Source organism: Bradyrhizobium sp. 1 (assembly GCF_023073315.1).
In the GTDB taxonomy this organism is placed as follows: Bacteria; Pseudomonadota; Alphaproteobacteria; order Rhizobiales; family Xanthobacteraceae; genus Bradyrhizobium.
On sequence record NZ_JADPJH010000002.1, the window covers coordinates 473,110 to 495,713 of the forward strand.

15 protein-coding genes are annotated in these 22,604 nt (G+C 63.8%); 8 read left to right on the forward strand and 7 right to left on the reverse strand.

What is annotated here, in order from left to right:
- Positions 1–39 precede the first annotated feature (39 nt).
- Together IVB29_RS02125 and IVB29_RS02130 are read left to right on the forward strand one after the other, a co-directional pair.
- Positions 40–1,002: an amidohydrolase family protein gene (locus tag IVB29_RS02125; protein WP_247501731.1), complete on the forward strand. Its 963-nt coding sequence runs from the start codon at positions 40–42 to the stop codon at positions 1,000–1,002.
- A gap of 200 nt (positions 1,003–1,202) precedes the next feature.
- Positions 1,203–1,829, forward strand: coding sequence for a LysE family transporter (locus IVB29_RS02130; protein WP_247501732.1), 627 nt, complete (start codon positions 1,203–1,205; stop codon positions 1,827–1,829).
- A gap of 42 nt (positions 1,830–1,871) precedes the next feature.
- Here IVB29_RS02130 and IVB29_RS02135 read toward each other — a convergent pair whose 3' ends face one another.
- From IVB29_RS02135 to IVB29_RS02145, 3 genes are all read right to left on the reverse strand, one after another.
- Positions 1,872–4,988 carry a CusA/CzcA family heavy metal efflux RND transporter gene (locus tag IVB29_RS02135; RefSeq protein WP_247501733.1) on the reverse strand — a complete coding sequence of 1,039 codons (3,117 nt, stop codon included), beginning with the start codon at positions 4,986–4,988 and terminating at the stop codon, positions 1,872–1,874.
- 39 nt (positions 4,989–5,027) lie between these two features.
- Positions 5,028–6,272 (reverse strand): efflux RND transporter periplasmic adaptor subunit, encoded by a 1,245-nt coding sequence (locus IVB29_RS02140; protein WP_247501734.1) that lies wholly within the window; start codon positions 6,270–6,272, stop codon positions 5,028–5,030.
- A gap of 145 nt (positions 6,273–6,417) precedes the next feature.
- Positions 6,418–7,818, reverse strand: coding sequence for a CoA transferase (locus tag IVB29_RS02145; protein ID WP_247501735.1), 1,401 nt, complete (start codon positions 7,816–7,818; stop codon positions 6,418–6,420).
- Between the two features lie 113 nt (positions 7,819–7,931).
- On the opposite strand from IVB29_RS02145, the gene IVB29_RS02150 reads away from it, so the two are divergent.
- Positions 7,932–8,219, forward strand: coding sequence for a hypothetical protein (locus IVB29_RS02150; RefSeq protein ID WP_247501736.1), 288 nt, complete (start codon positions 7,932–7,934; stop codon positions 8,217–8,219).
- 174 nt (positions 8,220–8,393) lie between these two features.
- Complete coding sequence (locus tag IVB29_RS02155; RefSeq protein WP_247501737.1) at positions 8,394–9,164, forward strand: SDR family oxidoreductase; 771 nt, start codon at positions 8,394–8,396, stop codon at positions 9,162–9,164.
- Between the two features lie 159 nt (positions 9,165–9,323).
- On the opposite strand, the gene IVB29_RS02160 is transcribed toward IVB29_RS02155, so the two are convergent.
- The 3 genes from IVB29_RS02160 to IVB29_RS02170 are packed head-to-tail and all read right to left on the reverse strand — an operon-like array spanning position 9,324 to position 14,981.
- Positions 9,324–12,707: an error-prone DNA polymerase gene (locus tag IVB29_RS02160; RefSeq protein WP_247501738.1), complete on the reverse strand. Its 3,384-nt coding sequence runs from the start codon at positions 12,705–12,707 to the stop codon at positions 9,324–9,326.
- Entirely contained in the window at positions 12,704–14,296 is a 1,593-nt protein-coding gene (locus IVB29_RS02165; protein ID WP_247501739.1) for a DNA polymerase Y family protein, read from the reverse strand. The genes IVB29_RS02160 and IVB29_RS02165 overlap by 4 nt, the downstream gene beginning before the upstream one ends.
- Positions 14,193–14,981 (reverse strand): DNA repair protein, encoded by a 789-nt coding sequence (locus IVB29_RS02170; RefSeq protein WP_247501740.1) that lies wholly within the window; start codon positions 14,979–14,981, stop codon positions 14,193–14,195. Before IVB29_RS02170 ends, IVB29_RS02165 begins: the two co-directional genes overlap by 104 nt.
- A gap of 163 nt (positions 14,982–15,144) precedes the next feature.
- Between IVB29_RS02170 and IVB29_RS02175 the strand changes: the two genes are divergently transcribed.
- The 3 genes from IVB29_RS02175 to IVB29_RS02185 all read left to right on the forward strand — a co-directional run bounded on the left by IVB29_RS02175 (position 15,145) and on the right by IVB29_RS02185 (position 19,549).
- Positions 15,145–16,380 (forward strand): putative DNA modification/repair radical SAM protein, encoded by a 1,236-nt coding sequence (locus IVB29_RS02175; RefSeq protein ID WP_247501741.1) that lies wholly within the window; start codon positions 15,145–15,147, stop codon positions 16,378–16,380.
- Positions 16,380–17,822, forward strand: coding sequence for a UdgX family uracil-DNA binding protein (locus IVB29_RS02180; RefSeq protein ID WP_247501742.1), 1,443 nt, complete (start codon positions 16,380–16,382; stop codon positions 17,820–17,822). Before IVB29_RS02175 ends, IVB29_RS02180 begins: the two co-directional genes overlap by 1 nt.
- A 98-nt stretch (positions 17,823–17,920) precedes the next feature.
- Positions 17,921–19,549 (forward strand): inorganic phosphate transporter, encoded by a 1,629-nt coding sequence (locus tag IVB29_RS02185; RefSeq protein WP_247501743.1) that lies wholly within the window; start codon positions 17,921–17,923, stop codon positions 19,547–19,549.
- Positions 19,550–19,626: 77 nt separating this feature from the next.
- On the opposite strand, the gene IVB29_RS02190 is transcribed toward IVB29_RS02185, so the two are convergent.
- Entirely contained in the window at positions 19,627–20,799 is a 1,173-nt protein-coding gene (locus IVB29_RS02190; protein WP_247501744.1) for a M20 aminoacylase family protein, read from the reverse strand.
- Between the two features lie 175 nt (positions 20,800–20,974).
- Here IVB29_RS02190 and IVB29_RS02195 point away from each other — a divergent pair, with 175 nt between their 5' ends.
- Positions 20,975–22,594 carry a GMC family oxidoreductase N-terminal domain-containing protein gene (locus tag IVB29_RS02195; RefSeq protein WP_247501745.1) on the forward strand — a complete coding sequence of 540 codons (1,620 nt, stop codon included), beginning with the start codon at positions 20,975–20,977 and terminating at the stop codon, positions 22,592–22,594.
- The last annotated feature ends 10 nt before the right edge of the window (positions 22,595–22,604 follow it).

Sequence of the window (22,604 nt, forward strand, 5' to 3'; positions counted from 1 at the left end):
GTTCTCCACGATATCCAAATAAAAATCAGGGAGAGAACCGTGCTCAATCGACGCAACGTCCTGCTTGCCTCCCTCGCCGCCGGAGTAGCCATGACCAACAGAGCCCACGCCCGCGCGGCGCAGCCCGCGACGCCGGTCAATTTCGACGTCCCGGCGCACGCCTGCGACTGCCACACGCACATTCATGGCGATCCCGAAAAATTTCCGTTCTTCGCCGGGCGCGTCTACACGCCCGAGCTGGCCTCTCCGGAGGAGATGGCCGCGCTGCACAAGGCTCTGCATATCGAACGCGTGGTGATCGTCACGCCCAGCGTCTACGGCACCGACAATTCGTCGACCTTGTTCGGCATGAAAGCACGCGGCGCGAATGCGCGCGGCGTCGCCGTCATTGACGACAAGACGACCGAGGCCCAGCTCGATACGATGCAGCAGGACGGTTTCCGCGGCGTCCGCCTCAATCTCGCGACCGGTGGCGTCAACGACCCCAATGTCGGCCGGCCGCGCTTCACCGCTGCCGTCGAGCGCATGAAGGCGCGCGGCTGGCACGTGCAACTCTACACCACGCTGCCGATGATCTCGGCGATCAAGGACCTTGTCGAGACAGCACCGGTGCCCGTCGTGTTCGACCATTTCGGCGGCCTCGAAGCCTCGCGCGGCCTGGAGCAGCCGGGCTTTTCCGATCTCGTCGCGCTGGTGAAGTCCGGCAAGGCTTATGTCAAGATTTCGGGTGCCTACCGTTCGTCGACGCTTGCGCCCGATTATCAGGACATGGTTCCGTTCGCGAAGGCGCTGATCGCCGCGAACGCGGACCGCATCGTCTGGGGAACGGACTGGCCGCATCCGGATTCGAGTCGTGTCGAGGGACGCAAAGCCACCGACATCGCGCCGCTCTATCAGATCGACGATGGCCGCCTGCTCAACCAGCTTCCGGTGTGGGCGCCGGATGCGGATGTGCGCAAGAAGATCCTGGTCGACAACCCCGCGCGACTTTACGGCTTCTGAGTCGCGACACGCGCAATTAGGTTCAACGAAGCGACGCAGTTCCGTGTTCGAATCGCGGAACTGTTATCGCAAAATCACAACGACGTCGGACTCACACGAACGTGTTCGTGTTTGCTTTCGCTTTTCACCCATTCGGTTGAGGCACGAACCCGCGCATCCCGATACGCACACGCACGGATTTCATTTGTTCGTGCGGGTGCATGCCTTTATCGCATTATCTTGCCGCGCTTTTGTCCGGCATCGGAATTGGTTTCACCGTCGCCGCTCCCATCGGGCCCATGGGCATGCTGTGCATTCAGCGCACATTGGCATCGGGCATGGCCACAGGCCTGGCAACCGGTTTCGGTGCGGCGACTGTGCATCTCACCTACAGCGCCCTTGCGGTCTTGGGACTTGGCTCGCTCGCACAGCCATGGGTCGAGGCGAATGCGGCGGTCTTCGGCGTCGTCTCGGCCTTTACGCTGCTGTGGTTCGCGATCCGCACGCATCGGAGCGCCGTCGTGCTTCAAGAGGCCGGCGAGATCGACAGAGTGCGGCTGGCGCGCGCCTATCTCAGCGCCATCGCGCTCGGGCTGACAAATCCGCTGACGGCCATCCTGTTTCTGGCCGCGCTGCATGCGTTTTCCACGCAGGCTGCGACCGCACCGCTCGTCGCGGGCGTCTTCGTGGGCTCTGCAGTCTGGTGGATGATGCTCAGCACCATCGTCGCAACCGCGCGATCACGGCTGACGCCACGGGTGCTGTCGCTCAGCAGCCGGTTCGCGAGCCTGATGCTGCTCGGGCTCGGCACCACGATGCTGGTGCGGATCGCGCAGCGTATGTTTTGACGAGCCGAGAATCTTTCCGCGGAAGCAATCTGGATTGCTTCGTCAGCGCGCGCGGCGGGAGAAGAAGGAGATCAGGACCGGCAGCGTCACCAGGATCACGATCGGCGCCAGCATCATGCCGGTGACCACGACGACCGCGAGCGGCTTCTGCACCTGCGAGCCGATGCCCTCCGAAAGCGCAGCGGGCAGCAGGCCGACGCCGGCGACGACGCAGGTCATCAGCACGGGCCGGAGCTGCAACTCGCCGGTGCGGATCACCGCGCTCATGCGGTCCATGCCTTCTTCGATCAGCTGATTGAACTGCGACAGGATGATGATGCCGTCCATCACCGCGATGCCGAACAGCGCGATGAAGCCGATTGCCGCGGACACGCTGAAGGCGGTGCCGGTGATCAACAGTCCAAGCACGCCGCCGAAGATCGCCATCGGGATCACGCTCATGGCGAGCAGCGTGTCGGTCATCGAGCCAAAATTGAACCACAGCAGGATTCCGATCAGCGCCAGCGAGATCGGCACCACGATCGACAGCCGCCGGATCGCATCCTGGAGATTGCCGAATTCGCCGACCCAGTCCATGTGCGCGCCGGGCGGCAACTGCACCTGGTCGGCGACCTTCTGCTGCGCCTCGCGGATGGCGCTGCCGAGATCGCGTTCGCGCACCGAGAACTTGATCGGCAGGTAGCGTTCCTGCTGCTCGCGATAGATGTAGGCCGCACCCGAGACGAGGCTGATGGTGGCGACCTCGCTCAGGGGAATCTGCGTGACGGTGCCGTTCGGCCCGGGCGCGCCGATCCGCAAATTCTGGATCACCTCCGCGCTCCGGCGGAATTCCGGCGCCAGTCGGACGATGATCGGGAAATGGCGGTCGGAGCCGGGCTCGTAGATATCGCCGGCGGTATCGCCGCCGATCGCGACCTTGATGGTGGCGTTGATATCGCCAGGCGCAAGGCCATAGCGCGCGGCCTTGGCGCGGTCGATGTCGATCTGGATGGTCGGCTGTCCGAGCGAGGTGAACACCGCAAGGTCGGTGACGCCCTGCACGGTCGACAGCACCTGCTTGATCTTGTTGGCGGTGTCGGTCAGCGCCTGGAGATCGCTGCCGAACAGCTTGATCGAGTTCTCGCCCTTCACGCCGGACACGGCTTCGGAGACGTTGTCCTGGAGATATTGCGAGAAGTTGAACTCGACGCCGGGGAAGCGGTCGTCGAGCTGCTTGAGCAGTTGCGCGGTCAGCTCTTCCTTGTCGTGGGTGCCGGGCCATTGGCTGGCGGGCTTCAGCGGGGCAAAGAACTCGGCGTTGAAGAAGCCGGCCGCATCGGTGCCGTCATCGGGTCGGCCGTGCTGCGACACCACGGACTCGACCTCGGGCCGGGCGCGGATCAACTTCCGCATCTCGTTGACGTAGCTGTTGCCTTCCTGGAGCGAGATGGTCGGCGGCAGCGTAGCGCGGATCCAGAGATTGCCCTCTTCCAGCTTCGGCAGGAATTCGAGGCCGAGCAGCCGGCTGAGCGCGACTGTCATCAGCACGAGTCCGACCGAACCACCGAGCATGAGCTTGCGATTGGCGACCGCCCAGTTCAGCAACGGCATATAGAGCCGATGCAGGATCCGCATCACCCTGGTCTCGGTCTCCCGGACATGCGCGGGCAGGATGATCGCCGACAACGCCGGGGTAACGGTGAAGGTCGCAAGCAGGCCGCCAGCGAGCGCATAGGCATAGGTGCGCGCCATCGGCCCGAAGATATTGCCCTCGACGCCTGACAGCGTGAACAGCGGCAGGAAGGCTGCGATGATGATGGCGGCGGCGAAGAAGATCGAGCGCGACACGTCGGCCGCGGCGCTGAGGATGGCGTGGCTCTTCATGCCGAACAGCGTCTCGGGCGACATATGATCGGAGTCCGACACCGGCGTCGTCTGCGTCAGGCGGCGGAAGATCGCCTCCACCATGATGACGGTGGCATCGACGATCAGGCCGAAATCGATCGCGCCGACCGACAGCAGGTTGGCCGATTCCCCGCGCAGCACCAGGATGATCACGGCGAAGAACAGCGCGAACGGTATCGTGGCGCCGACGATCAGCGCGCTGCGGAGATCGCCGAGGAATATCCATTGCAACAGCACGATCAGCAGAATGCCGACCACCATGTTGTGCAGCACGGTGTGGGTGGTGAGCTCGATCAGGTCGCCGCGGTCGTAGATGCGCTCGATGCGTACGCCCGGCGGCAGGATGCTGGAGTTGTTGATGGTCTGGACGAGCTGGTGGACGCGCTTGATGGTCGGCGAGCTCTGCTCGCCGCGGCGCATCAGTACGATGCCCTGCACGATGTCGTCGGCATCGTCGATGCCGGCGATACCGAGGCGGGGCTTCTGCCCAACGGTGACCGTGGCGACGTCCTTGACCAGCACCGGATTGCCGTTGGTCTGGGCAATCATGGTGTTGGCGAGGTCGTCGATCGAGCGGATCAGGCCGACGCCGCGCACCACGGCCGATTGCTGGCCGATATTGACGGTGTTGCCGCCGACATTGACGTTGGAATTGCTGACGGCCTGAAGCACTTGCGGCAACGTCAGGCCGTTGGCGACAAGCTTGTTGTTGTCGACCTGGAGCTCGTAGGTCCTGCTCTTGCCGCCCCAGCCGGTGACGTCGATGACGCCGGGTACGGCGCGAAAACGACGCTGGAGGACCCAGTCCTGGATGGTCTTGAGGTCGAGCACGCTGTAGTTCGGCGGGCCGACCAGACGGTAGCGGAAGATCTCACCGATCGGGCTCAGCGGCGAGATCTGCGGCTGCACGTTGCCCGGCAGCGGCGCGAGCTGCGCCAGGCGGTTCAACACCTGTTGCAGCGCCTCGTCATAAGTATAGGCGAAGGAGAACTGGAGTTTGACGTCGGAGAGGCCGTAGAGCGAGATGGTGCGGATGGTCGTGAGGTTCTTCAGACCCGCGACCTGAGTTTCGATCGGGATCGTGATGTAGCGCTCGATCTCTTCCGCCGACAGGCCCGGCGACTGCGTCACGATGTCGACCATCGGCGGGGTCGGATCGGGATAGGCCTCGATGTTGAGCTGGTTGAACGCAATCAGGCCGCCGATCAGTACGGCGACGAACATGCCGACCATCAGGAAGCGCCGGTTGACGGCAAGGGCGACGAGGCGATCCATTCAGGTCTTCAGTCTGTCTTCAGTTTCTTGGGTCGTCGATCAGCTGCCGGACGCCGCGCGGTCGATGAACAGGCTGCCCTTGACGACGATCTGCTCGCCGGGTTTCAAATTGCTCGTGACTTCGACGAGGTTGCCGTTGATGAGGCCGATCTTGATCTCACGCAGTTCGACCGACTTGTCCTCGCGCGCGACCCAGAGGCGGACCTTGTCGGCTTCATAGATCAAGGCCTGCTTCGGCACCGCCGGTGCGGCGCGGTCGCCGGCCGAATAGATCGTGACGTTGGCGAACATTTCGGGCTTGAGCAGACCGTCCTTGTTGTCGATGGTGGCACGCACCAGCAGGCGGCGGGTGCTCGGATCGATCGCCGCCGCAACGTAGTTGATCTTCGCGGTCAGCGGGCGGCCCGGCAGCGCCATCACATTGACGCTGATGTCCTGCCCGATGCACACGGCGGCGGCGTCGCTCTCGCGTACGAAGGCGGTGAGCCAGACCGTCGAGAGATCACCCACCACGAAGACCGGATCGCTGGCGCCGGAATTGACGTATTGGCCGGGGCCGATCTTGCGCTGCACGACCGTGCCCGCGATCGGCGAGTAGATCGTGATCTCCCGGTCGATGACGCCCTTGTCCTGGAATACCTTGATGGTCTCGTCGGTGAAGCCGAGGATGCGCAGCTTGTTGCGCGCGGCCTCCAGCGCCGTCCCCGAGGAGCGCATGTCGTTCTGCGCCTGGACCTGGGTCGCCTCCGCCTGCTGATAGTCCTTCAGCGGAATGGCGTGGCCTTCATAGAGATCCTTGGCGCGCTTGAACTGGATGTCGGCAAGGTCGATCGCCGACTTCGCCTTGTTCTGCGAGGTCATCGCCGCGATGAAATCGTTCTGGGCCTGCACGGTGTCGGCGGCTTCGATCGTGAACAGCGGTTGGCCTTGCTTGAGCATCTCGCCCGGCTTGGCGAGCAGCTTGGTGACGCGGCCCGCATAGGGCGAGAACACCGGCGTCGAACGGTCTTCGTCGACCGCGACCTTGCCTTCGGTGACGTATTCGGCCCGGAAGGTCTTGGCCTTGACCGGCTCGATCGTCAGCGTCGCCCATTCGGACGGCGTGGGCGTGAAGTTCTGCGCATTCCTGCGCGACTGGCTGGAGATCTCGGAGTGGCTCTTGTCCTTGGTCCCCGCGTAGAGGAAGCCATAGGCGCCGGCGCCGCCAAGTGCCAGTAAAACTACGGATGTGATCACCCGTTGTTTTGTAAACACCTGCAATCGCTTGGTATTTTCAACTACCATAGGGCCCGGTCATGTCTGCGACGATCTCGGCAAACGACTGCCTCATCGGTCGCGCTAATAGTGCTGAATTGAGATTTCAAACAACCTAAAAAACGCCGGGCGCCTTTCGGTTTACGTTAAAATTTTGCGACACGTCAGCTTCACGTCAGTTTCGCGCCGGCCACTTCGCGGGATGACTGCCGAGCGGCATCGCCGGACGGCTCCATTGCGCCGGCGTCTTCGACAGCAGCGCCGAATGATGCATCGCCTTCAACGTGCCAAAGCCAGATGGCACGCTCTCGATGAACGCAGCATGTACGGCTTCGCCCGTAAGATCCGGGGTATTCAGCCCCCCGTCGAGCCGGCCGAGATTCCACAGCCAGCGCCCGGTCTGGGCCAGCGATACGCGCACATGCCAGCTGCCGCCTTCGCCGGCCTGGCGGACCTTGGCCATCATCGCGCCGAGCGCCATCAGATAGCCGGTGGCGTGGTCGAGCATCTGCGCCGGCAATTCCTTGGGACCATCGATGCCGGCGGCCTGCCCTTCGGCGTGGTTGAAGCCGGTGGTGGTCTGCACCAGGGAATCGAAGCCGCGCCGCTCGGCCCAGGGGCCGGCATGGCCATAGGCCGACAACGTGACATAGACGATGCCGGGATTGATCTTCGCGGCGTCCTCGGGCGAAAAGCCGAGGGCGGCAAGCGCACGCGGGCGATAGCCTTGCGAGAAGATGTCGGCTTCTTTCAGGAGCTCGCGCAATTGCGCCCTGCCCGCCTCGCTCTTCAGCGCGATAAACGTCGTGAGCTTGCCGCGACCGGTGTCGATGGTGAGCCAGGGAATGGCAGGCAGCTCCGCCCCTGACACCAGCAGCACATCCGCGCCATGCGCCGCGAGCGTGCGGCCGGCAACCGGGCCTGCGATGACGCGGGAGAGGTCGAGCACACGAAGGCCGGCAAGCGGACGATCGCCTTGAGGCCACGGCTTTGGCGGGGCTTCGCCGATCTTCTCGATCGAGATCAGCGGCAGTTCGGCAAGCGCACGTGCCTGCGGCAGCGCCGACCATTCGTCGTAAGAGCGCATCAGGGCAACGACGCCGCCGGCAGCATAAGCCGCAGTTTCAAAATCCTCGCCCGTCCATTGCATCAACGCTGCCTGCACCTGCTCGCGCTCAGGCTCGCAAGCCAGCACCTTGCAGACGGCATCGCGGTGATGCGGAAAATTGGTGTGGCAGCGGACGAAGCGGTTGTCGCCGGTCTTGTAGACGCCGGCGATGGCGTCCCAGGCCGGAGGCGGCGGCTTGTCGTCGAGACGCAAATAACGCTCGGAGCGGCATTCGGCGACGGCGTGGCGCATGTCGACAGTGACGTCCTGCGCCACGCCGCTGCGCAGGCGCCATATCTCGGCGGCGGCGAGGCCAGCTGCGGCGATCGTCGCCTGCCCGGCCACGGCAACGCGGAACGAGGACGGGATCTGCGGCTCCTCCCCGGTCAGCCGCACGCACGAGAGCGCGGCCTTATCGCCGCCGGCGGAAGTCCAGATACCCTTGAGAATGTCGGCGGGGCTTTGCATGTCCGCTTCTCTCCCTTTCAAGTCTAAGCATGATCTTTTCGGAAAACCGCTGCGCACTTTTCAGGATCATGCTGTAGTTTTGCAGCCATCGCATTAGCACATAAAGGAATGCAATGGCCGCCATCGATCCCCTCACCGCCGGCGCCGTGTTCGTCGCAACGGCGGCCACCGACGCAGTCTATGTGATGTTCACCTCGGCCGTGATCGCGCGAAAACGCGTGCCAGCGGCCAACTGGAGCGCCGTCTGGTACATGCTCTCCTCCTACGCGGTGATCAGCTACACGGAAAATGCGTTCTATGTCGCTTTCGCGGCGATCGGCTCCTGGGCCGGCGCCTACGCCTCGCTGACCTTCCTGCACCGCCCGCCCGGCGGCCCGCCGGTGGGCGCGGCGCCGGAGTGAGGGGCGCTGTTTTCCGCCGTCATTGCGAGGAGCTCTTGCGACGAAGCAATCCAGACTGTTTCCTCGGTTGCACTTCTGGATTGCTTCGCTGCGCTCGCAATGATGTTGTGGAGGCTTCTGCGTCTCTCCTGAAGCGGCTACACTCCCTGCACCAACAAGAAGGAAAACCAAACAATGGATCTCGGTCTCAAAGGAAAAATCGCCGTCGTGCTCGGTGGCACGCGTGGCATCGGGCGGGCGATTGCGGCAACGCTGGCTGGTGAAGGCACCAATGTCGCGGTGTGCGCGCGCAACGCGGAGCAGGTTGCGGCGACCGTCACTGAGCTGAAGGCGAACGGCATCCGCGCCGCTGGCGGCACGGTCGACGTCACCGACGGCGCGGCGCTGAAGGCATGGGTCGAGGGCGTGGCAAAGGAGCTCGGCGGCATCGACCTGCTGTTCGCCAATGCCGGCGCCATGGCGCAAGGCCATGATCCCGCATCATGGGAGCAGAATTTCCGGCTCGACGTGCTCGGCGCCGTGCATGCGTTCGACGCCGCGCGGCCGTTCCTGGAGGCCAGCGGCGAAAAGAGCGGCGATGCCGCCTTCGTTATCATCTCCTCGATCGCGGCGGCGCAGGCCGATTTCGCGAGCTCCTACGGCCCGATCAAGGCGGCGCTGATCCACATGGCCAAGGGATTGGCGCGGCAATACGCAAAGAAGAAAATCCGCGTGAATGTCGTGTCGCCCGGCACCGTCTACTTCAAGGGCGGCGTCTGGAACATGATCGAGCAGAACGCGCCAGAACGTTACAACGACGCGATGAAGCGCAATCCAACGGGCCGGATGGCAACGCCGCAGGAGATCGCGAGCGCGGCGGTGTTTCTCGCAAGCCCGGTGTCGGGGTTCACCACGGGATCGAATCTCGTCGTGGACGGGGCGATCTCGAACCGGGTGAATTTTTAGGGAGCGTAACGACCGAGAGTTGGGTACTCGGTCGTCTCCGCAAACTCGTCATTGCGAGCGTAGCGAAGCAATCCAGAATCTTTCCGCGGCGACAGTCTGGATTGCTTCGTCGCAAGAGCTCCTCGCAATGATGTTGTGGCGGAAGCCCGCGCCACCACTTCAATGAAAATCCCGCGACGGCGGCAGGATGCGGACGTTGCGGGGGTGGCGGTGTTTTTGCGCGGGCATGTCCGCAAGCGCACGGGGGTCTTCGTTGAGCGGCTCGATCACGGTGGCGCCTGCCGGCACCGGATGCTTGCGGCTCAGCGCATCGTTGGCGAGGCTGACCAGATCGTGCGAGCGGTCGATCATGCGCTGGGCGATCAGATGCGTCACCTTTTCGGGGCTGCTCTGGATATAGCCCTGAACCTCGATGAGGCGCGCACCCATCACCTCCTTGCGGTACTGCTCCATGACTTTGGGCCACACTACGACATTGGCGATGCCGGTTTCGTCCTCCAGCGTCATGAACACGACGCCGCTGGCGCTGCCCGGCCGCTGCCGCACCAGCACCACGCCGGCGCAGCGAACGCGGCGCCGCTCGTTGTCGTGGCTGATCTCCTTGCAGGCGACGATATGCTCGCGCGAAAACATCTCGCGCAGGAATTCCATCGGATGGCCCTTCAGCGACAGCCGGATGGTCTGGTAGTCCGCGACGACCTGCTCGGAACGCGGCATCAATGGCAACGGCTGCGCGTGCTCGTCCGGCTGCTCGCGCGCGGTCGCCGCCTCGAACAGCGGCAGTGCAACATCGTCGGGCAGCCGCCGCACCTGCCACAGCGCCTCGCGGCGATCGAGCCCGAGCGAGCGGAACGCGTCGGCATCCGCGAGCAGGATCAGCGCGCGCTTGGGCAGGCCGGTGTCGCGGGCGAAATCCTCGAGCGAAGTAAAGCTGCGCCGGTTGCGGACCTTGATGATGCAGTCAGCCCAATCTTCCTGCTTGACGTATTCCTTGCCTTGCCGTTTCGCCTGCTCCTCTTTGAGGAACTCCTCATCCGGATCGAGCCAATGAAAGCCGTCGATCTGACGGAAGCCCAGACGCACAGCGCAGTATTTTCCGTCACCATTCTCCAGTGTGTTCTGAGCAAAACTGTAGGACACATCGATGTCGCGCACCTCGACGCCGTTCTTGCGGGCATCGCTGACGATCTGAGCGGGCGCGTAAAAGCCCATCGGCTGCGAGTTCAGGAGACCGCAGCAGAATGCGTCGGGATGGTGATGCTTCAGCCATGACGAGATGTAGACGAGTTGCGCAAAGCTCGCAGCATGGCTCTCCGGGAAACCGTAGGAGCCAAAGCCCTTAATCTGGTCAAAACAGCTACGAGCAAAATTAGGGTCGTAGCCGCGCGTGACCATGTTGCCGATCAGCTTCTCCTCGTATTGGCCGATCGTGCCGACATTGCGGAAGGTCGCCATCGAGCGGCGCAGGCCGTTGGCTTCTTCGGAGGTGAATTTCGCTGCCTCGATCGCGATGCGCATCGCCTGCTCCTGGAACAGAGGCACGCCCAACGTTTTGTGCAGCACATTGTAAAGCTCGTCCTTGTCGCCGTGGTCCGGCGACGGCGAGGGATAACTCACCTTTTCCAGACCATTCCGCCGCCGCAAATACGGATGAACCATGTCGCCCTGGATCGGACCCGGCCGCACGATCGCGACCTCGATGACGAGATCGTAAAAGGTTCGCGGTTTCAGGCGCGGCAGCATGTTCATCTGCGCCCGGCTCTCGACCTGGAACACGCCGAGCGATTCCCCTCGCTGAAGCATCTGATAAACTTCGTCGTCATCCTCCGATTTTATGTCCGCAAGCTCGTAACGTCTGCCCTTGTGGTCCGCGATCAGATCAAAACATTTCCTGATGCAGGTCAGCATGCCCAGCGCGAGCACGTCGACCTTCATCATGTTGAGCGCGTCGACGTCGTCCTTGTCCCATTCGATGAAGGTGCGGTCGTCCATCGCGGCGTTACCGATCGGCACATAGGTGTCGAGCCGGTCCTGCGTCAGCACATAGCCACCGACATGCTGGGAGAGATGGCGCGGGAATTCGATCAGCTCGGTCGCAAGCTCGACCGCGAGATTGATCATGGGATTTTGCGGATCGAGCCCGGCCTGCCTGACCTGCATGTCGTTGAGGCCCTTGCCCCAGCTGCCCCAGACGGTATCCGCGAGCGCGGCGGTGACGTCCTCGGTTAGTCCCAGCGCCTTGCCGACATCGCGGATGGCGCTGCGCGGACGGTAATGGATGACGGTGGCGATGATCGCCGCGCGGTGGCGACCATAGCGGCGATAAACATATTGCATCACCTCCTCGCGCCGGGAGTGCTCGAAATCGACGTCGATGTCAGGCGGCTCCAGCCGCTCCTTGGAGATGAAGCGCTCGAACAGCAGATCGACCTTGGTCGGATCGACCGAGGTAATGCCGAGCACGTAGCAGACGGCCGAGTTCGCCGCCGATCCCCGTCCCTGACACAAGATGTTCTGGCTGCGCGCATAGTGGACGATGTCGTGCACGGTGAGAAAATAGTGCGCGTACTTCAGCTCGGCGATCAGCGAGAGCTCTTTCTTCAGCGTGGCGTGCAGCTTTGCGTCAATGTTCTCGATACTGCCAAAGTATTTGTCGACGCCCGCCCAGGTCAGATCCTCCAGATGCCCTTGCGCGGTCTTGCCCGGCGGCACCGGCTCGTCCGGATACTGGTATTTGAGTTGGTCGAGCGAGAAATTGATCTTGTCCGCAAAACGCATCGTCTCCGCGATCGCCGCGGGGACATCGCGGAACAAGCGGGACATCTCGCGGGGCGTCTTCAAGAAGCGCTCGGCATTGGCTTCCAGCTTTCGTCCGACCGCCTCGATCGTGGTCTTTTCCCGGATGCAGGTGAGTACGTCCTGAAGCGGACGGCGGCCGGGATCGTGATAGAGCACCTCGTTGGTGGCGAGCAGCGGCACCTTTGCTTTGGCGGCGAGATCATCGAGCCCTGCCAGACGGCGGCGGTCGTCGCCGCGATAGATCAGGCTCGCCGCCAGCCACACGCCCTCGGCGCGGCTCGCTTTCAATTTTGCGAGAACATCCAGCGCCTGTTCGGGCTCGAAACGATGCGGCAACGTCAGGATCAGGAGCTGGCCTTCCGAGAACTCGAGAAGATCGGCGAAGGTAAGACGACATTCGCCCTTTTCGATCCGCGTGATGTCGTCGCCGCGCTTGCCTCGTGTGAGAAGCTGACACAGCCGGCCATAGGCGGCGCGGTCGCGCGGGTAGACGAAAATGTCGGGCGTGCCGTCGATGAAGACGATGCGCGCGCCGATCAGCAGCTTTGGCTTGTGCAACACCTTGTCATTGTCGAGCTCGTTCCATGCCCTCACCACGCCGGCAAGCGTGTTGTGGTCGGCAATGCCGATCACGGGAATGCCTAGCTTGCTGGCCTGATGCACATAGGCCCGCGGATCAGAGCCGCCGCGCAAAAAAGAAAAGTTCGTGGTGATGCCGATCTCGGCATAAGCTGATGTCGTCATGCGAAGAGACCGTGCACATACCAGCCCGGAGAAGCCGGCTTGCCGTCGCCGTCGAACACCTCTCCTTCGTAGAGACCATCGCGAAAAATCCAGAAGCGCAGGCCCTCGGCATCCTCGATGCGAAAATAATCCCGCGTCAACTGCTTGCCGTCCTGCCGCCACCATTCCATCGCGATGCGCTCCGGCCCTTCCACCCGCACCACCGCATGCAGCGCACGGCGCCAGGTGAATTGGTGCGGCGGACCGTCGGGCACGGTCGCGAATGGCACCTTGATCGGCTCGGGCTTGTCGAACAGCCTGAGCGGGCGCAGCGGCGGCTCGCTCTCGGCGCGGGCCGGCCATTCCGCCTGCATGGCGGCGGCGAGATGATGCTGTGCCGGTGCCGCCAGCACCGCGCATTCGGGGATATGGGTATCCTCAGGCAAATGCACGACGACGCGTTTTCCCCCGATGCGCGCGGCGATGCGGTCGATCAGCGCGGCAAGCTCGTCATTGTCGTGGACATGGGCGTCGAGATCGCGCTGCTCCTGCACCACGATCTCGGTCCGGCTTGCCGACAGCCGCACCATGTCGAAGCCAAAGCCGGGATCGAGGGGATCGGCGAGCGCATCGAGCCGCTCGCGGAACAGGCGGTCGATAACTTTGCTTTGCGTCACCGGCCGTCCGGTCTCGACCATGATCGCGCGCACCACGCCGTCGGTGCGGAAGAACGCGGCCTCCAGCCGGCGCGCGCCCTTGCCCTGCTTCTCCATCGACGCGATCAACGTGTCGGCGAGTCGCGACAGCGTCATCGCGATCATGGTGTCGGTCGCGATCGGCTCGGCGAAACGTTTCTCCACGATGTAGTCGGGCAACGGCTTTCGTGGACTGATCGGCGCATCGCCCTGCCCCAGCGCATGCGCGAGCAGCGTGGAGAACCGTGCGCCGAACCGCGCCGTGATTTCGCCCGGCGCGCGCGAGGCGACATCGCCGATGGTCTTCAGGCCGGCACGGCGCAGGCCGGTGGTGATGGCCTCGCCCGCACCGAGCGCGGACACCGGAAACCGGTCGATCGCCGCCGCCTCCCCGCCATCGGCGACGATGATGCCGGGCGCCTGCCGCGTCAGCGTACGCGCGCAGACCGAGGTGCCGGCAATCGCTGCGCTGACGGCAAAGCCTTGCCGATCGAGCGCCCGGATCAGCGTCTGCAACAGCGCGGCTTCGCCGCCGAACAGGTGTGCGCAGCCGGTGATGTCGAGGAACAGCCCGTGCGGCGCATCGAGCGCCACCAGCGGCGTGAAACGGTCGCACCAGTCGGCGATGTCGCTGAGCGTCTTCGCATCGGCCACGACATCGGCGTCGAACACTTTTAAATCCGGACACATCGCCCGCGCATTCGCGAGCGGCTGACTGATATACAAGCCGAGGCGCTCAGCGGCCTCGTCCAGCGCATGGATCACCAGCGCATTGTTGTCCTTGATGACGACAATGCTGGGATCATTGTTCTTAACCAGCCCGGCGCTGCTGAAAAAACGCTGGATCCGGTCGATGGGCAGGCGCGGCAGCCACAGACTGAGGATACGCCGGCGGTTCACTGAACTGGCACTCATCACACTTCCATTCCATGATCCACCGGCCGCACGGGCCATGACGATTGCGCAACAGCTCGGCATCGAAGCGTGGCGCGCCCCAGATGCTCCATGCTGAACCCGGCGGCGAATGCGCCGCGCGCAGCATCCATCGCGTTTCAGCAGTCGAGGGCAGCGGCTGCGCCGCCATCCGCAGCAGCAGACCGGTGACGCCGGACGATTGCGCGGCCAGCGTCAGCTTGCGGCTCGCCACCAGATCGAACTGCCTGGTCTCGCCCCAGAGCTCGAGCACGACGGCACCCAGCGCATCGCAGGCAAGCGCGTCGGCCGCGGTACGCAGCGCGCTCTCGACATCGGCGGCGCGCACCATCACCACGCGGCGCGGATCGAGGCCGATCTCGGCGAGCCCGCTCATCGACAGCGCGCCCGTCTCTATCTCTGAAAAGTCCTGACGCACCCATAGCAGCGGCTTACGCGCCGTCACGCGCCCCGCAAGCCCGGTGACAAAACCCGTCGCGGCCACCCCCTGACGCCCTTCGCAAAACACTTCATGGATTGCCGCGCGCGCGAGCCCGCCCTGCAGCGCGCCATCAACCTCGCTGTGGCCGAGCGCGACGCGATCCTGCTGATGCACGACCTCCGTCGTCTCGATGCGCTCGATCTGGCCGCGCAAGGTTGCAAGCGCGCTTAGACGTGCGCCGCTCATGCTCGCCGCTCCTTCAGGGGTGATTGCCGAGGCTCTCAAAAATAAGAACCTGCGACTGGCTCATTTGTTCATGATATGTTCTAATATAAAGCTAACGGGACCGGGTGAGTCAATCGAATTGGTGCTCATCCGGATTCGTACGTTAAATCAAAGGGATTCCGGGATGGACGTACAACGCAAGCTGGAAATTCTGGCGGACGCCGCCAAGTACGATGCGTCCTGCGCTTCCAGCGGCACCGAGAAGCGGGATTCCAGCGACGGCAAGGGCATGGGCTCGACCGCGCCGGGCATGGGCATCTGCCATTCCTACGCGCCGGACGGACGCTGCATCTCGCTGCTCAAGGTGCTGCTGACCAACGCCTGCAATTACGATTGCCTCTATTGCGTCAACCGTACCTCCTCCAACGTGCCGCGCGCCCGCTTCACCATCGATGAGGTGGTCAAGCTCACGCTCGACTTCTACCGGCGCAATTACATCGAGGGGCTGTTTCTCTCCTCCGGCATCATCCGCAGCCCCGACTACACGATGGAGCAGGTGGTCGGCGTCGCGCGCAAATTGCGCGAGGAGCATCACTTCCGCGGCTACATCCATCTCAAGACCATTCCCGAGGTCGACGACGCGCTGATTACGGAGGCCGGCAAATATGCCGACCGCCTCTCCATCAACATCGAGATGCCTGAGGAGACCAGCCTGCAGCAATTCGCGCCCGAGAAGGATATGCGCGCGATCCGGCGCACCATGGGCCGGCTGCGGCTGAAGCTGGACGAAGCAGAGGAAGGCCGCGCGGCGAAAACAAAGACAAAACCGCAGCGCTTTGCGCCGGCCGGCCAAAGCACGCAGATGATCGTCGGCGCAGATAGCGCCTCCGACCACACCATTCTCCACACCAGCGCCAATCTCTACGGCTCCTACCGGCTGCGGCGCGTCTATTATTCCGCCTTCAGCCCGATCCCCGATGCCAGCCGCGCTTTGCCCCTGCGCGCGCCGCCATTGCTGCGCGAGCACCGGCTCTACCAGGCGGACTGGCTGATGCGGTTCTACGGTTTTGACGTCGGCGAGATCGTCGACGACAGCGCGATGCTGCCGCTCGACATCGATCCGAAACTCGCCTGGGCGCTGCGCCACCGCGACCGCTTCCCGCTCGACGTCAACCGCGCCAGCCGCGAGGAGCTGTTGCGCGTGCCCGGCTTCGGCACCAAGGCGGTCGAATGCATCATCGCGACGCGCCGCACCACCACGATCCGCCTCTCCGATCTCGCGCGGCTGCACGTGCCTCGCAACAAGGCGCTGCCGTTCATCGTGCTCAGCGATCACCGCCCCTCACCGCATCGTCTCGACGAGGCGCGGCTGATCGAGCGGTTCAAGCCGAAGGCAACACAATTGGGGTTTGGCTTTTGATGCAGTACATCATCCTCGACACCGAAACCGATTTCGCCGGCTGGCGCAAAGCCGCGCGTCACCTCGTGCTGCATCACGTGCAGCCCACCGATGTCACCTGGGCCGTGCAAGGCGGCGAAGCGGAGTTGTTCGCACCGCCCGCGCCGTCTCCGATCCTCGAGGTGAACGAGGGCACCTTCAACGTATCAGGCAAATTCGTCGATCTCGCGAAATCGACAATCTTGCATCGCGACAGCGAGCGTTTCGCGATCCTCTATCGCCTGCTCTGGCGATTGAAGGACAATCACGATCTCATCGAGGTCGCGACCGATCCTGATGTCGCGCAAGTCACAGCCATGGCAAGAGCGGTCCATCGCGACGAGCACAAGATGCATGCCTTCGTGCGCTTCCGCGAGATCGGCCGGGAACGCGCCGCACACTACGTCGCCTGGTTCGAGCCGGAACATCACATCGTCGAGCTCGCCGCGCCGTTCTTCGCCAAACGCTTTGCCGACATGCCCTGGTCGATCCTGACGCCCGACCTCTGCGCGCATTGGGACGGCCACGCCCTCACCTTCACACCGGGCGTCAGCAAGAGCGAGGCTCCGGGCGAAGACCGGCTGGAGGAAACCTGGCGGCGCTACTACGCCAGCATCTTCAATCCGGCGCGGTTGAAGGTGAAGGCGATGCAGAGCGAGATGCCGAAGAAATACTGGAGGAACCTGCCCGAGGCTTCGATCATTAAGCCTCTGATCGAGGACGCCGAACGCATGACCGGCGCCATGATCGCCAATGCCGCAACCGATCCGCACAAGCCTCAGAAGCGGCCGGAGGCCCCGATGACACGCAAGCTTGCTGCCGACAATCTCGAAGCGCTCCGCGAGGAAGCCGCCCATTGCCGCGCCTGCCCGCTTTACAAGGACGCGACCCAGACCGTGTTCGGCGAAGGTCCGAAGGATGCCACCATCATGCTGGTCGGCGAGCAGCCCGGCGACAAGGAAGACCTTGCCGGCCATCCCTTTGTCGGCCCGGCCGGCCAGATGCTCGACCGCGCGCTTGCGGAAGCCGGTGTCGACCGCAAGAAGGTCTATGTCACCAACGCAGTCAAACACTTCAAATTCGTGCCGCGCGGAAAAATCCGCCTGCATCAGAAGCCGGCGACGCCGGAGATCCGGGCGTGCCGGCAATGGTATGAGCGGGAAGTTTCGGCAATCCAGCCCGAACTCATCGTCGCCATGGGCGCCACCGCCGCGCAAAGCGTGTTCGGCAAGATCACTCCGATCGGAAAGACCCGCGGCCGGCTCATAGACCTGCCCGACGGGCGCAAGGCTCTGGTGACGGTGCACCCATCCTATCTGCTGCGGCTGCCCGATCCGGAGGCCAAAGTGCTGGAATATCAGCGCTTTGTCGAAGATTTGAAGATCGCGGCCCGTTTGCAGAGGAAAGCCGCACACGCCGCCTAAATACCGGTGAGAAAGCGACTTTAAGACGCAGGCTGTCATCCAGCCTTCAAATCCATCGCGGACAATAGCCCCTCCAATAAGTTAAGGGGCGTCCAAAAATGACCGATGCAACATTTGACAGGGCTATAGGCGATCCGTCGCCCGTCCAGCCGGCTTCGCGGCCCAATCTCGACAAGGGTTTTAACCCGCTCACCATGATTCTTTTCTTCGGCATCCTTGCCGTGGGCCTGCTCTATGTCGCCTACAGCATCTATTCCGATGTTGATGCGACCGGCACCAAGGTCACGAGCTACGTCCCCTACATGCTCCTGGTCGTCGCGCTGCTGATCGCGCTCGGCTTCGAGTTCGTCAACGGTTTCCATGACACGGCCAACGCGGTCGCGACCGTGATCTACACCCATTCGCTGCCGGCGGAATTCGCGGTGATGTGGTCCGGCCTGTTCAACTTCCTCGGCGTGCTGACCTCGACCGGCGCCGTGGCGTTCGGCATCGTCTCGCTGCTGCCGGTTGAACTGATCCTGCAGGTCGGTTCCGGCGCCGGCTTCGCCATGGTGTTCGCGCTGCTGATCGCCGCGATCCTCTGGAACCTCGGCACTTGGTATTTCGGCCTGCCGGCCTCCTCCTCGCACACGCTGATCGGCTCGATCATCGGCGTCGGCGTTGCCAACGCAATGATGCGCGGCCGCGACGGCACCTCGGGCGTGGATTGGGGCAAGGCCACCGAGATTGGCTATGCGCTCTTGCTGTCGCCGCTGGTGGGTTTCGTCTGCGCCGCGGTCCTGTTGCTGCTGCTCAAGATGATCATCAAGAGCCCGGCGCTTTACACCGCGCCTGAGGGCAACAAGGCCCCGCCGATCTGGATTCGCGGCCTGCTGATCCTGACCTGCACCGGCGTCAGCTTCGCCCACGGCTCGAACGACGGCCAGAAGGGCATGGGCCTGATCATGCTGATCCTGATCGGCACCGTGCCGACGGCCTACGCGCTCAATCGCGCCTTGCCGGAGTCGCAGGTCGCCCAGTTCCAGAAGGTCTCGGAAGCCGCCTCCAAGGTGGTTGCGGCCAAGGGCGCCGGCCACAGCATCATCGGCGACCCCCGTCCCGCGGTGACGCAGTACATCACCTCGCATCACATCGCCGAAGGCACCTATCCTTCGCTGGCGGTGCTGGTGAAGGATGTCGGCGACCAGGTCGCGAAGTACGGCTCGCTGAACAAGGTGCCGGCCGAAGTGGTCGGCAACACCCGCAACGACATGTACCTGACCTCGGAAGCGATCCGCTTCCTGATGAAGGACAAGGAAAACGATCTCAGCAAGGAAGAGGTCGCGACCTTGAACGCCTACAAGGGCGGGCTCGACAGCGCGACCAAGTTCATCCCGACCTGGGTGAAGGTTGCGGTGGCGATCGCGCTCGGCCTCGGCACCATGATCGGCTGGAAGCGCATCGTCGTGACCGTCGGCGAGAAGATCGGCAAGACGCACCTGACCTACGCACAGGGCGCCTCCGCCGAACTCGTCGCCGCCGCCACCATCGCTGCCGCCGACAATTTCGGCCTGCCGGTGTCGACAACGCACGTGCTGTCGTCAGGCGTCGCGGGCGCGATGGCCGCGAACGGCTCGGGTCTCCAGATCGCCACCATCAGGAACATGGTGATGGCCTGGGTGCTGACCCTGCCCGTCGCCATCCTGCTGTCGGGAACGCTCTACGTGATCTTCTCGCGCATCCTCTGAGGCCGATCAGATCCCGCCAAGACAAAAGGGTCCGTGCGATGCACGGGCCCTTTTCATTTGCGCTTCGAGTTCGGCCCTCACGACGCCGCGAGCGATTCCTCGACCAGCTTGACCCAATAAGACGTGCCGAACACGATCGCCTTGTCGTCAAAATTGTAGGCGGGGTGATGCAGGCCGGCGCTGTCGCCGTTACCGCAGAAGATGAAGGCGCCGGGGCGCGCTTCCAGCATGTAGGCGAAATCCTCGCCGCCCATCAGCGGCGGCATCTCGTGCACATTGGCATCGCCCGCGACTTGCTTCGCGATACGCCGCGCGACTTCCGTCTCCGCGGCGTGGTTGTTCACGACGGGATAGTTGCGCTTGTAGTGCAAATCGATCTTGGCGCCGGTGATCTGCGCCACGCCCGCCACCACCTCGTGCACGCGCTTCTCGACCAGCTTGCGCACCTCCGGCGACAGCGTGCGGATGGTGCCCTTCAGCGTCGCCGTCTGCGGAATGACGTTGCGGGCGTTGCCGGCGTGGAATTCGCAGATCGAGATCACTGCCGATTCCAGGGGATCGACGCTGCGCGCGACGATCGACTGCAACGCCGTGATCACCTGTGCGCCCACCAGCACGGAATCGATGCATTTGTGCGGACGCGCGGCGTGGCCGCCGAGACCTTCGATCATGATGTCGACCTCGTCGGTCGCCGCCATGATCGGACCCGGCCGGATCGCGAACGAGCCGACCGGAATGCCGGGGCCATTGTGCATGCCGTAGACCTGCTCGATGCCGAAGCGCTCCATCATGCCGTCCTTGACCATGGCCAAGCCGCCGGCCCCGCCTTCCTCGGCCGGCTGGAAGATCACCACGGCATCGCCGGCGAAGTTACGGGTCTCGGCGAGATAGCGCGCGGCGCCAAGCAACATCGCGGTATGGCCGTCATGGCCGCAGGCGTGCATCTTGCCCGGCGTCTTGGAGGCGTAAGGCAGGTTGGTCTGCTCGTCGATCGGCAGCGCGTCCATGTCGGCGCGCAGGCCGATCACCTTGAGGCCCTCGCCCGCCGGTTTGTTGCCCTTGATCACGCCGACCACGCCGGTCTGGCCGAGGCCGGTCACGACCTCATCGCAGCCGAACTCGCGCAGCCGGTCCGCGACGAATGCTGCGGTGCGGTGGACGTCGTAGAGAAGCTCGGGATGCTCATGGATGTCCCGGCGCCAGGCCTGAATATCGGGTTGAAGGTCGGCGACGCGGTTCACGATGGGCATTGAGGGTCTCGAGCTTTGTTGAAAATACAGGACTGTCTACCATGCAAGCGCCAGTCCACCCAACTGCCTGACATCGGGGCCTGGCCCTGCCCGCCCGGCATGGCCGGGCTTGTCCCGATCGGCCGCGTCTGCCTATTAGGACGGAACGTCAAGTGACCATCCGGGTGGAAGCAGAATGCCAAGGCGGCTCGAAGGTGAGTTTGACTACATTGTCGTCGGAGCCGGCACCGCCGGCTGCATCATCGCCAACCGGCTCTCGGCCGTATCAGGCAATCGCGTCCTCATCCTCGAAGCCGGTGGCGACGACAACTGGATCTGGTTCCACATCCCCGTCGGCTATCTCTTCGCGATCGGCAATCCACGCTCGGACTGGATGTTCAAGACCGAGGCCGAGCCGGGCCTGAACGGGCGCGCACTCGCCTATCCCCGTGGCAAGGTGATCGGCGGCTCTTCGGCGATCAACGCCATGATCTCGATGCGGGGCCAAGCCGCCGATTACGACCATTGGCGCCAGCTCGGCATGACCGGCTGGGCCTATGACGATGTGCTGCCGCTGTTCAAGCGGCTCGAGGATCACTTCCTCGGCGCGGGCGAGCATCACGGCACAGGCGGCGGCTGGCGCATCGAGGCGCCGCGGCTGTCGTGGGACGTGCTCGATGCCGTTGGCGATGCCGCCGAGGAGATGGGGATCAAGCGCATTGCGGATTTCAACACCGGCGACAACGAAGGCACCAGCTACTTTCACGTCAACCAGAAGCGCGGCCGGCGCTGGTCGTCGGCGCGCGGCTTTCTCAAGCCCGCGCTGAACCGCCCCAATTTGCGGCTCGAAAAGAGCGTGCTGGTCGACCGTCTCATCATCGAGCAGGGCCGCGCCGTCGGCGTGCGCTTCATCCAGAACGGCGAGATCATCGAGGCGCGCGCCAAGCGCGAAGTGATCCTCTCGGCGGGCTCGATCGGCTCGGTGCAGGTGCTGCATCGCTCCGGCATTGGTCCGGCCGACTGGCTGTCGCCGCTCGGCATCGATATCGTGATGGACAAGCCCGGCATCGGGCGCAATCTGCAGGACCATCTCCAGCAGCGTGCGATCTACAAGGTCGAGGGCGTGCGCACCCTGAACGAGACCTATTACAATCTGTTCCGCCGCGGCCTGATGGGGCTCGATTACGCGTTCCGCCGCCGCGGTCCCTTGACCATGGCGCCGTCGCAGCTCGGCATCTTTACGCGCTCGGATGCGACACGTGCACGCGCCAACATCCAGTTCCACGTGCAGCCGCTGTCGCTCGACAAGTTCGGCGATCCCCTGCACCGCTTCCCCGCGATCACGGTAAGCGCCTGCAATCTCCAGCCGACCTCGCGCGGCACGGTGCGGCTGCGCTCGGCAACGCCCGACGAGAAGCCGATCATCGCGCCGAATTACCTCTCGACCGACGACGACCGTCAGGTCGGCGCCGACGCCATCCGTACTACCCGCCGCCTGATGCAGCAGAAGGCGCTCGCAAAATATCGCCCGAGCGAATATTTGCCCGGCCCTACCGTCGGCGACGATGATGCCTCGCTCGCGAAGGCCGCCGGCGATATCGGCACCACCATCTTCCATCCCGTCGGCACCGCCAAGATGGGCGCGGCGAGCGATCCGATGGCGGTGGTCGACGAACGCCTGCGCTTCTACGGCCTCGAAGGCTTGCGCATCGTCGATGCCTCGATCATGCCGACGATAACGTCGGGCAACACCAACACGCCAACGGCGATGATCGCCGAGAAAGGCGCGACGATGATTTTGGAGGATGCGAAGTAGCATCCCGCCA

Bases quoted from the DNA above. Each gene is read 5' to 3' on its own strand.
- IVB29_RS02130 (WP_247501732.1), top strand. From the start codon at position 1,203: ATGCCTTTATCGCATTATCTTGCCGCGCTTTTGTCCGGCATCGGAATT.
- IVB29_RS02135 (WP_247501733.1), bottom strand. From the start codon at position 4,988: ATGGATCGCCTCGTCGCCCTTGCCGTCAACCGGCGCTTCCTGATGGTC.
- IVB29_RS02140 (WP_247501734.1), bottom strand. From the start codon at position 6,272: ATGGTAGTTGAAAATACCAAGCGATTGCAGGTGTTTACAAAACAACGG.
- IVB29_RS02145 (WP_247501735.1), bottom strand. From the start codon at position 7,818: ATGCAAAGCCCCGCCGACATTCTCAAGGGTATCTGGACTTCCGCCGGC.
- IVB29_RS02150 (WP_247501736.1), top strand. From the start codon at position 7,932: ATGGCCGCCATCGATCCCCTCACCGCCGGCGCCGTGTTCGTCGCAACG.
- IVB29_RS02155 (WP_247501737.1), top strand. From the start codon at position 8,394: ATGGATCTCGGTCTCAAAGGAAAAATCGCCGTCGTGCTCGGTGGCACG.
- IVB29_RS02160 (WP_247501738.1), bottom strand. From the start codon at position 12,707: ATGACGACATCAGCTTATGCCGAGATCGGCATCACCACGAACTTTTCT.
- IVB29_RS02165 (WP_247501739.1), bottom strand. From the start codon at position 14,296: ATGAGTGCCAGTTCAGTGAACCGCCGGCGTATCCTCAGTCTGTGGCTG.
- IVB29_RS02170 (WP_247501740.1), bottom strand. From the start codon at position 14,981: ATGAGCGGCGCACGTCTAAGCGCGCTTGCAACCTTGCGCGGCCAGATC.
- IVB29_RS02175 (WP_247501741.1), top strand. From the start codon at position 15,145: ATGGACGTACAACGCAAGCTGGAAATTCTGGCGGACGCCGCCAAGTAC.
- IVB29_RS02180 (WP_247501742.1), top strand. From the start codon at position 16,380: ATGCAGTACATCATCCTCGACACCGAAACCGATTTCGCCGGCTGGCGC.
- IVB29_RS02185 (WP_247501743.1), top strand. From the start codon at position 17,921: ATGACCGATGCAACATTTGACAGGGCTATAGGCGATCCGTCGCCCGTC.
- IVB29_RS02190 (WP_247501744.1), bottom strand. From the start codon at position 20,799: ATGCCCATCGTGAACCGCGTCGCCGACCTTCAACCCGATATTCAGGCC.
- IVB29_RS02195 (WP_247501745.1), top strand. From the start codon at position 20,975: ATGCCAAGGCGGCTCGAAGGTGAGTTTGACTACATTGTCGTCGGAGCC.